This is a genomic window from Kitasatospora sp. NPDC029367, assembly GCF_055569135.1.
In genome coordinates, this window is the sequence record NZ_JBVHYH010000093.1 from 25743 (window position 1) to 33947 (window position 8205).

The following is an 8205-nucleotide window of genomic DNA, read 5'->3' on the forward strand; positions in this document are numbered from 1 at the left end:
CCTGGACGAGGGCGGTTGGACACATGGGCAAGAGCGCCGGCGGCGGACAGATCCACCGGATCACGGGGGCGCGCAGCAGCCTCTCCGAGGACGTCCGGGGGCGCCAGCGCCGCTACGTCATCTCGATGCTGCTGCGCACCGTCTGCGTACTGCTCGCGGTGGTGCTGTGGAACGTCGAGCGCTGGCTGGCCTTCGGGGCGCTGGCGGGCGGGGTGCTGCTGCCGTACTTCGCGGTGCTGATCGCCAACGCCGGCCGGGAGCGGGCGCCGAGCCTGCCGAGCTCCTTCGACTTCCCGGCCGACACCCCGCTGATGCTCGGCCCCGGTGGTACGGGTGGGGCCGGTGCGCCCGCTGGTACAGGACAGGCAAAGCCCTCCGGCGCCGGAACGTCACCGGGCACGGACTGACCGCCCGGTTTGCGGGGATTGAGCCGCAATCAGGTCGGCGAAAGCTCAGAAGAAGCTCAGATTAATCATGCAAGACCTCCCCATCCGAGGCCTTCGGCGTGACATACTGCGTACGCGCTCCGCATCCCCCGTCGGAGCGACGGACCGACGCCGGGCGGCTCCCCCCGTGGCTGCCCGGCGTCGCCATGCCCGGATCCGGTCGGGCCCGGACGGCGTGACAGACTGGCGGTGACCACGCACCCGCCGAACCCCGGAGGACGGCCCCCGATGGACACCCCGCAGACCCCGATCTGCTCCGCCAAGGGCTGCCGGGCGGACGCCCACTGGGTGCTGGTGTGGAACAACCCCAAGCTGCACACCCCGGACCGCCGCAAGACCTGGCTCGCCTGCGAGGAGCACCGCGAGCACCTGTCCCAGTTCCTGGGCGTGCGCGGCTTCCTCAAGGAGGTCGTCGCCTTCGCCGACTGGACCCCGGAAGGCGCCTAGCCGCCGATCGCCGACATCGGCCGCTCGGGCTGGTGGAACTCCGGGTCGTCGATCCCGGCCCCGGCCTTCTTGCCCCACATCGCCGCCCGCCACAGCGCGGCCAGCTCCGCGTCGTCCGCCCCCGAGCGCAGCGCGCTGCGCAGGTCGGTCTCCCCGGTGGCGAACAGGCAGTTGCGCACCTGCCCGTCGGCGGTCAGCCTGGTCCGGTCGCAGGCCCGGCAGAACGGCCGGGTGACGGAGGCGATCACGCCGACCCGGCCGGCGCCGCCGTCCACCACCCAGCGCTCGGCGGGCGCCGCGCCCCGGCGCCCGGACGGCTCCGGGGTGAGCGTGAACCGGGCCCGCAGCAGCTCCAGGATCTCCTCCGCGGTGACCATCGACGAGCGGTCCCAGCCGTGCTGGGCGTCCAGCGGCATCTGCTCGATGAAGCGCAGCTCGTAGCCCCGCTCCAGGCACCAGGAGAGCAGGTCGGCCGCCTCGTGATCGTTGACCCCGCGCATCAGCACCGCGTTCAGCTTCACCGGCGCCAGCCCGGCCGCCTCGGCGGCGGCCAGTCCGTCCAGCACGTCCTGGTGGCGCCGGCGGCGGGTGAGGGTGTGGAACACCTCGGGGTCCAGGGTGTCCAGCGAGACGTTGACCCGGTCCAGTCCGGCCTCGCGCAGCGCCGTCGCGGTGCGGGCCAGTCCGATGCCGTTGGTGGTCACCGACAGCTCGGGGCGCGGTTCCAGCTCGGAGCAGGCGGCGACGATCGCGACCAGCCCGGGGCGCAGCAGCGGCTCGCCGCCGGTGAAGCGGACCTCGCGCACGCCCAGGTCGCGCACGGCGAGGGTGACCAGCCGGACGATCTCCTCGTCGGTGAGCAGCTCGGGCTTGGCCAGCCACTGCAGCCCCTCCTCCGGCATGCAGTAGGTGCAGCGGAGGTTGCACCGGTCGGTGAGGGAGACCCGCAGGTCGACGGCGCGTCGTCCGAAGGTGTCGAGCAGCACGTGCGTCCCTTCCCGAAAAACCGCCGGCCCGGCCACCGTCGAGGCAGGCCGGGCCAGCATAGTCATGCCGGATCGATCAGTGGGCGCCCAGCCCGGTGAGCGAGCGGACCTCCAGTTCAGCGTACTTCGCCGGGTCCGGACGTTCCTTGGACAGCAGGGTGCCGAGCCAGCCGGCCAGGAAGCCGATCGGGATGGAGACCAGGCCGGGGTTCTCCAGCGGGAACCAGTGGAAGTCGGCGTTCGGGAAGAGCGAGTTCTTGGCGCCGGAGAGCACCGGGGAGAACACCACCAGCACCACCGAGGAGATCAGGCCCGCGTAGACCGAGCTGACCGCGCCGGTGGTGGTGAAGCGCTTCCAGAACAGCGAGTAGAGCAGGGTCGGCAGATTGGCCGAGGCGGCCACCGCGAAGGCCAGCGCGACCAGCGCGGCGGTGCTGAGCTTGCCCGCGTAGAGGCTGAGCACGATGGCGACGGCGCCGATCCCGACGGCGGCCCACTTGGCGGACCGCACCTCCTCCTTCTCGGTCGCCTTCCCGCGCCGGATCACGTTGGCGTACAGATCGTGGGCGAAGGAGGCCGAGGATGCCAGGGTGAGCCCGGCGACCACGGCGAGGATGGTGGCGAAGGCGACCGCGGAGATCACCGCGAGCATGATCGCCCCGCCGGTAGTGCCGGCCCCGCCGCCGAGCTGCTCGGCGAGCAGCGGCGCCGCGGTGTTGCCGGAGGGCGTCTTGCCCTCGACGGCCACCATGCCGCTGCGGCCGACCAGCGCGGCCGCGCCGAAGCCCAGCGCCAGGGTCATCAGGTAGAAGACGCCGATGATGCCGATCGCCCAGAGCACGGACTTCCGGGCCGTCTTGGCGGTGGGGACGGTGTAGAAGCGGACCAGGATGTGCGGCAGGCCGGCGGTGCCGAGTACCAGGGCGATCCCCAGGCTGATGAAGTCGAGCTTGGAGGTGTTCGTTGCCCCGTATTTCAGTCCCGGTTCCAGGAAGGCCGAGCCCTTGCCGCTCGCGGAGGCGGCCGCGCCGAGCAGTTCGGAGGGGTTGAAGTGGTACTTGGCGAGCACCAGGACGGTCATCAGCGCGGCGCCGGCGATCAGCAGCACGGCCTTGACGATCTGCACCCAGGTGGTGCCCTTCATACCCCCTATCACCACGTAGATGATCATCAGCGCGCCGACCGCGAGGATGGTCCAGCGCTTGGCGCCCTCCCCGGTGACCCCCAGCAGCAGTGCCACCAGGGCCCCGGCGCCGACCATCTGGGCGAGCAGGTAGAAGATCGAGACCACGATGGTGGAGATGCCGGCCGCGGTGCGCACCGGGCGCTGGCGCATCCGGAACGCGAGCACGTCCGCCATGGTGAACCGGCCGGAGTTGCGCAGCGGTTCGGCGATCAGCAGCAGCGCGACCAGCCAGGCGACCAGGAAGCCGATCGAGTACAGGAAGCCGTCGTAGCCGGTGAGCGCGATGATTCCGGCGATGCCGAGGAAGGACGCGGCGGACATGTAGTCGCCGGAGATGGCCAGACCGTTCTGGAAGCCGGTGAAGCCGCGGCCGCCGGCGTAGAAGTCGGCGGCGCTGCGGTTCTGCCGACCGGCCCAGACGGTGATGACCAGGGTGGCCACCACGAAGAGCGCGAACAAGGACATGATCAGACCGCGGTGCTCCGTGGCGGAGCTGGCGAGCGGCGTCATTCGGCGGACTCCCGGGGGGCGTGGACGACGGCGCCGTGGGCCTCGCGGATCGCGGCGGCGGGCGGGTCGATCCGCCGGTCGGCGTAGCGGGAGTACCAGGCGGCGATGGCGAAGGTGGTGACGAACTGCAGCAGTCCCAGCACCAGGGCCACGTTGATGTGCCCGACGACCTTGGTGCCCATCAGTCCGGGGGCGTAGCAGGAGAGCAGTACGTAGAGCAGGTACCAGAGCACGAAGCCGATGGTGACCGGAAAGGCGAAGCTCCGGAACGAGCGCCGCAGGGTACGGAACTCCTCGCTGTCATCGATGAGTTGGACTTCCGTAGCGGTAGTGGTGATCGGCGGCGAATCCACTCTGTCTCCTCACTCCTTCGGCGTAGCGGTCGCACAGGGGAACAATTCGAACGTGAGGGACGTCACATTCCTCGTGCGCGCCGCGCAATGCTAGGAGCGTCGTGCCCGCCCCGGAAGGGGTTGACCGCGATCAGCCAGTCGTTCACCCCCTCGCACCATCCAATTGGCCGAAAACCACCACTCGCGTCACTTCCGGACCGGGGCCGTCACAACCGAAAGGGGCGGCACCGTCCAACGGTGCCGCCCCTGTTGACGAAGCGTCAGAAGGCGATCCGGACCTTCAGCGCGGACCGGTCGTCCATGGCTCGATAGCCGTCCGGAACGCCGTCCAGATCGACCGTCCGGTCGAAGACCAGACCGGGCTCGATCGCACCGGAGAGCACGTCCGGCAGCAGCTCGGGGATGTACGCGCGGGCCGGGGCCACGCCACCGTTGAGCGAAACGTTTCGGCCGAACATCTGACCGATGTCGACGCCCGCGCTGCCGCCGTGCGGGACGCCCACGTAGCCGACCGCGCCGCCGTCCCGGGTGATCGAGACCGCCGTCCGCATCGACTCCTCGGTGCCGACCGCCTCCAGCACCGCGTGCGCCCCCAGGCCGCCGGTCAGCTCCTTGACGGCCTCGATCGCCGCGTCGCCGCGCTCGGCCACCACGTCCGTCGCCCCGAAGCGCCGGGCCAGCTCGGTCCGGGCGGTGTGCCGGCCCAGCGCGATGATCCGGCCCGCGCCCAGTCGGCGCGCCGCCAGCACACCGCACAGGCCCACCGCGCCGTCGCCGACCACCGCGACCGTCGCGCCCGGGCGCACCCTCGCCGAGACCGCCGCGTGGTGCCCGGTCGCCATCACGTCGGACAGCGCCAGCAGGCCCGGCAGCAGCTTCTCGTCGCCCACCGCCTCCTTCGGCAGCTTCACCAGCGTCCCGTCCGCGAACGGCACCCGCACCGCCTCGCCCTGGCCGCCGTCCGAACCCACCGACCCCCAGAACCCGCCGTGCGGGCAGGACGTCTGGAGGCCTTCGAGACAGAACTCACAGACCCCGTCCGACCAGACGAAGGGCGCGACCACGAAGTCACCCTTCGCGAAGCCCCGGACCTCGGCGCCGACCTCCTCGACCACACCCAGGAACTCGTGCCCGATCCGCTGCCCGGGCACCCGCTGGGCCACCCCCCGGTAGGCCCACAGGTCGCTGCCGCAGATACAGGCGTTGACCACCCGCAGCACGACGTCCGTCGGCTGCTGGATCACCGGGTCCGGTACCTCCTCGATCCGGATGTCGTTCGGTCCGTGGATCACCGTGGCGCGCATGCGTTTTTCCTCACACAGAACCGGCCGGGCGGCCGGAAACGATCTCGACCAGGTGTACGACACCCATGCGGACCACTCTATTCCGGCTACCGGGCCGGAACATTTCGACCGGCCACCGCCGACTCGCCCCTTATCCTGTTGGACCATGCAACCGATCCAGCCCGAGACGTACGGCGCGCCGCGGACCGCCCCGGTCCCCGCCCAGCGTTCCGCCGCCCCCGCCGAGGGTTTCGCGGTCGTCGACGTCGAGACCACCGGTCTCGGCCGCTCCGACCGCGTCATCTCGGCCGGCGTCTACCAGCTGGACGGCGACGGCGAGGTGACCGACCACTGGTACACCCTGGTCAACCCCGAGCGGGACCCGGGCCCGGTATGGATCCACGGCCTCACCGCCGAACTGCTCTCCGGCGCGCCGACCTTCCCCGAGATCGCCGAGGAGTTCGCCACCCGCCTGGCGAACCGCGTCCTGGTCGCGCACAACGCGCTGTTCGACTGGAACATGATCTCCCGCGAGTTCTCCCGGGCCGGCCGCAGCGCCCCGGTCGAGCAGCGGCTGTGCACCATGGTCCTCTCCCGCGACCTGCGCCTCCCGCTGCCCAACGGCAAGCTCTCCTCGCTCGCCGCCCACTTCGGCGTCCAGCAACGCCAGGCCCACAACGCCCTGGACGACGCCCGGGTGCTCGCCGAGGCCTTCCGCCCCAGCCTCCACCTGGCCCGCACCCACGGCATCCCGCTCCCCTTCCAGACCTGCGTCGCGGTCACCGACCTCGGCGAGGACGAGCCCGCCGCCCCCGGCCGCGGCAACTGGACCGGCTCCCAGTACCGCCAGGCCAAGAAGCGCCCGCCCTGCCCGTACCCCAACCCGGGGCGCTGGGAGGACGGCAAGCCGCTGGTCCAGGGCATGCGGGTGGCCTTCACCGGGGACACCGCCACCGACCGCGAGGTCCTGGAGGACCGCGCCGTCGAGGCCGGCCTGCACATCGCCACCTCCGTCAGCCGGCTCACCAGCCTCCTGGTCACCAACGAGCCGACCAGCTGGAGCGGCAAGGCCCGCAAGGCCCGCGACGTCGGAACCCCGATCGTCACCGAGGACGCCTTCCTCCAGCTGCTGCGCGAGGTCGCCCCGCACCCCGGTGCGTGAGGCCGTTGTGAGGTCGGCGTACCGTTCCCATGTGTACCGTTTTCTGCTGACCCGCCAGTGGCTGATCACCATCCTGATCGCGCTGCTGCTGATCCCCGCGACGATCAAGCTGGGCTTCTGGCAGCTGCACCGCCACGAGGCGCGGGTGGCGCGGAACGAGCTGATCGGCAAGGCCCTCACGGCCTCGCCGGTGCCCTTCGACAGCCTGTCCACCGCCCCCGGCACCGCCGTACCGTCCGCCCTCACCTGGCGCGCCGTGACGGCCACCGGACAGTACGACCCGGCACACGAGTTCGTGGTCCGCAAGCGGACCGACGCCAACGGCACCCTCGGCTACTTCGTCCTCACCCCGCTCAAGCTCTCCGACGGCAAGGGCACCGTCCTGGTCAACCGCGGCTGGGTCCCCTCCGGCGACGGCGCCACCCAGTACCCGCCCGTCCCGGCCGCCCCGACCGGCGAGGTCACCCTCACCGGCCGGCTGCGCGCCGACGAGACCACCGGCAGCAGCGGCGGCTGGGTCAAGGACCGGGCCGGCCTCCCCGACCGCCAGTTCAACCTGATCAACACCGAACAGCAGTCCAAGGAGACCGGCAGCACCCTCCTCAGCGGCTACCTGGAACTCACCGCCACCACCCCGGCCCCGGCCGACCAGCCGCAGCTGATCCCCGAGCCCAACCACTCCGACATCGGCCCGCACATGGCCTACGCCATCCAGTGGTGGCTGTTCACCGCGATGATCCCGGTCGGCGTCTGGGTCCTCATCCGCCGCGAGGCCAAGGACCGCGCCAAACAGGCCGCCGAACCCGAGGTCCCCCTCGACGCCCTCCCCGCCTAGAGCACATCCTCCAACTCCCGCAACAACCGCGCCTTCGCCCGCGCCCCCACCACCGACCGCACCGGCTGCCCGTCCCGGAACAGCATCAACGTCGGCATCGACAGCACCCCGTACGCCGCCTGGGTCCGAGGGTTGCGGTCCACGTCGACACTCACCACCCGGAACCGGTGCGCCTCCTCCCGCGCGACGTCCGCCAGCACCGGCGCCATCATCCGGCACGGCGGGCACCAGTCCGCCGTGAAGTCGACCAGCACCGGCCCCTCCGCCGCCAGCACCTCCACGGCGAACGTCTCGTCCGTCACCGCCGGCACACCCGCGATCTCCACCATCGTCTACTCCCTCTGCTCCCTGGCCAGTTCACACTCAGGCGGCTGCTCGGAAGCCGCGAGCTCGTCCCGCGCCCGCACCGCCCGCTCGAACTGCCCGGCCACCCGCACCCGGACGTCCCGCAAGCGCGCGATGCACTCGTCCAACTCGGCCAACTTCCGCCGGTACACCTCCAACGAGGCCGGACAGGAATCCCCCTCCGGGTGCCCCGCCCGCAGACACTCCACGAACGGCCGGGTCTCCTCCAACCCGAACCCGAAGTCCTGCAGCATCCGGATCTCTCGCAGCAACCGCAGGTCCTCCTCCCCGTACGCCCGGTACCCGTTCCCCGCCCGCCGGGCCGGCAACAACCCCAACTCCTCGTAGTACCGCAACGCCCGCGTCGTCGTCCCCGCCCGCTCCGCCAACTCCCCGATCCGCATACCGCCCCACTCCTCCCGAACAACCACCACCGACGCTAAACCTTCCCCCCAACGTCAACGCCAGCCCGCACCGGGCGCGCGGCCACCACCCCGCGCGCCCGCACCAAACCCCACCCCACCCGCACCAACCCACCCACCCCCACCACCCCCCTCCCCCCCACCCGACCCAGGCGAGAGGGACGCGCTGCGGGAGGGGGCGGTGGAGGGGGTGGGTGCGGAGAGGGGCGTGACGGGTGATTTTCAGACCG

Annotated in this window: 10 protein-coding genes; 4 read left to right on the top strand and 6 right to left on the bottom strand. The window is 71.5% G+C overall.

Going from position 1 to position 8205, the window contains the following annotated elements:
* Positions 1-23 precede the first annotated feature (23 nt).
* Both ACZ4W5_RS34000 and ACZ4W5_RS34005 read left to right on the top strand, forming a co-directional pair.
* Positions 24-407, top strand: a complete 384-nt coding sequence (locus ACZ4W5_RS34000; protein WP_360241172.1) for a DUF3099 domain-containing protein — start codon at positions 24-26, stop codon at positions 405-407.
* Between the two features lie 267 nt (positions 408-674).
* Entirely contained in the window at positions 675-893 is a 219-nt protein-coding gene (locus ACZ4W5_RS34005; protein WP_402490623.1) for a hypothetical protein, read from the top strand.
* Here ACZ4W5_RS34005 and moaA read toward each other — a convergent pair.
* The 4 genes from moaA to ACZ4W5_RS34025 form a co-directional block, all read right to left on the bottom strand.
* Positions 890-1879 (bottom strand): GTP 3',8-cyclase MoaA, encoded by a 990-nt coding sequence (moaA, locus tag ACZ4W5_RS34010; RefSeq protein ID WP_360241166.1) that lies wholly within the window; start codon positions 1877-1879, stop codon positions 890-892. The two genes, ACZ4W5_RS34005 and moaA, sit on opposite strands and share 4 nt — an antisense overlap.
* 76 nt (positions 1880-1955) lie before the next feature.
* Entirely contained in the window at positions 1956-3575 is a 1620-nt protein-coding gene (locus ACZ4W5_RS34015) for a solute symporter family protein (protein ID WP_360241163.1), read from the bottom strand.
* A complete protein-coding gene (locus tag ACZ4W5_RS34020) occupies positions 3572-3928 on the bottom strand; it encodes a DUF485 domain-containing protein (protein ID WP_360241160.1) in 357 nt (118 codons plus the stop codon). Before ACZ4W5_RS34020 ends, ACZ4W5_RS34015 begins: the two co-directional genes overlap by 4 nt.
* 260 nt (positions 3929-4188) lie before the next feature.
* Positions 4189-5232, bottom strand: a complete 1044-nt coding sequence (locus ACZ4W5_RS34025) for a zinc-dependent alcohol dehydrogenase family protein (RefSeq protein ID WP_360241157.1) — start codon at positions 5230-5232, stop codon at positions 4189-4191.
* 145 nt (positions 5233-5377) lie between these two features.
* Between ACZ4W5_RS34025 and ACZ4W5_RS34030 the strand changes: the two genes are divergently transcribed.
* Both ACZ4W5_RS34030 and ACZ4W5_RS34035 read left to right on the top strand, forming a co-directional pair.
* Entirely contained in the window at positions 5378-6373 is a 996-nt protein-coding gene (locus tag ACZ4W5_RS34030; protein WP_360241154.1) for a DEDDh family exonuclease, read from the top strand.
* 31 nt (positions 6374-6404) lie between these two features.
* Positions 6405-7208, top strand: coding sequence for an SURF1 family cytochrome oxidase biogenesis protein (locus tag ACZ4W5_RS34035; RefSeq protein ID WP_465658899.1), 804 nt, complete (start codon positions 6405-6407; stop codon positions 7206-7208).
* Here the strand turns inward: ACZ4W5_RS34035 and trxA are convergent.
* Both trxA and ACZ4W5_RS34045 read right to left on the bottom strand, forming a co-directional pair.
* The gene (trxA, locus tag ACZ4W5_RS34040; RefSeq protein WP_360241148.1) at positions 7205-7537 is read right to left on the bottom strand and encodes a thioredoxin; all 333 of its coding nucleotides are present in this window, start codon (positions 7535-7537) and stop codon (positions 7205-7207) included. The two genes, ACZ4W5_RS34035 and trxA, sit on opposite strands and share 4 nt — an antisense overlap.
* A gap of 3 nt (positions 7538-7540) precedes the next feature.
* The gene (locus tag ACZ4W5_RS34045) at positions 7541-7957 is read right to left on the bottom strand and encodes a MerR family transcriptional regulator (protein ID WP_360241145.1); all 417 of its coding nucleotides are present in this window, start codon (positions 7955-7957) and stop codon (positions 7541-7543) included.
* Between the last annotated feature and the right edge of the window lie 248 nt (positions 7958-8205).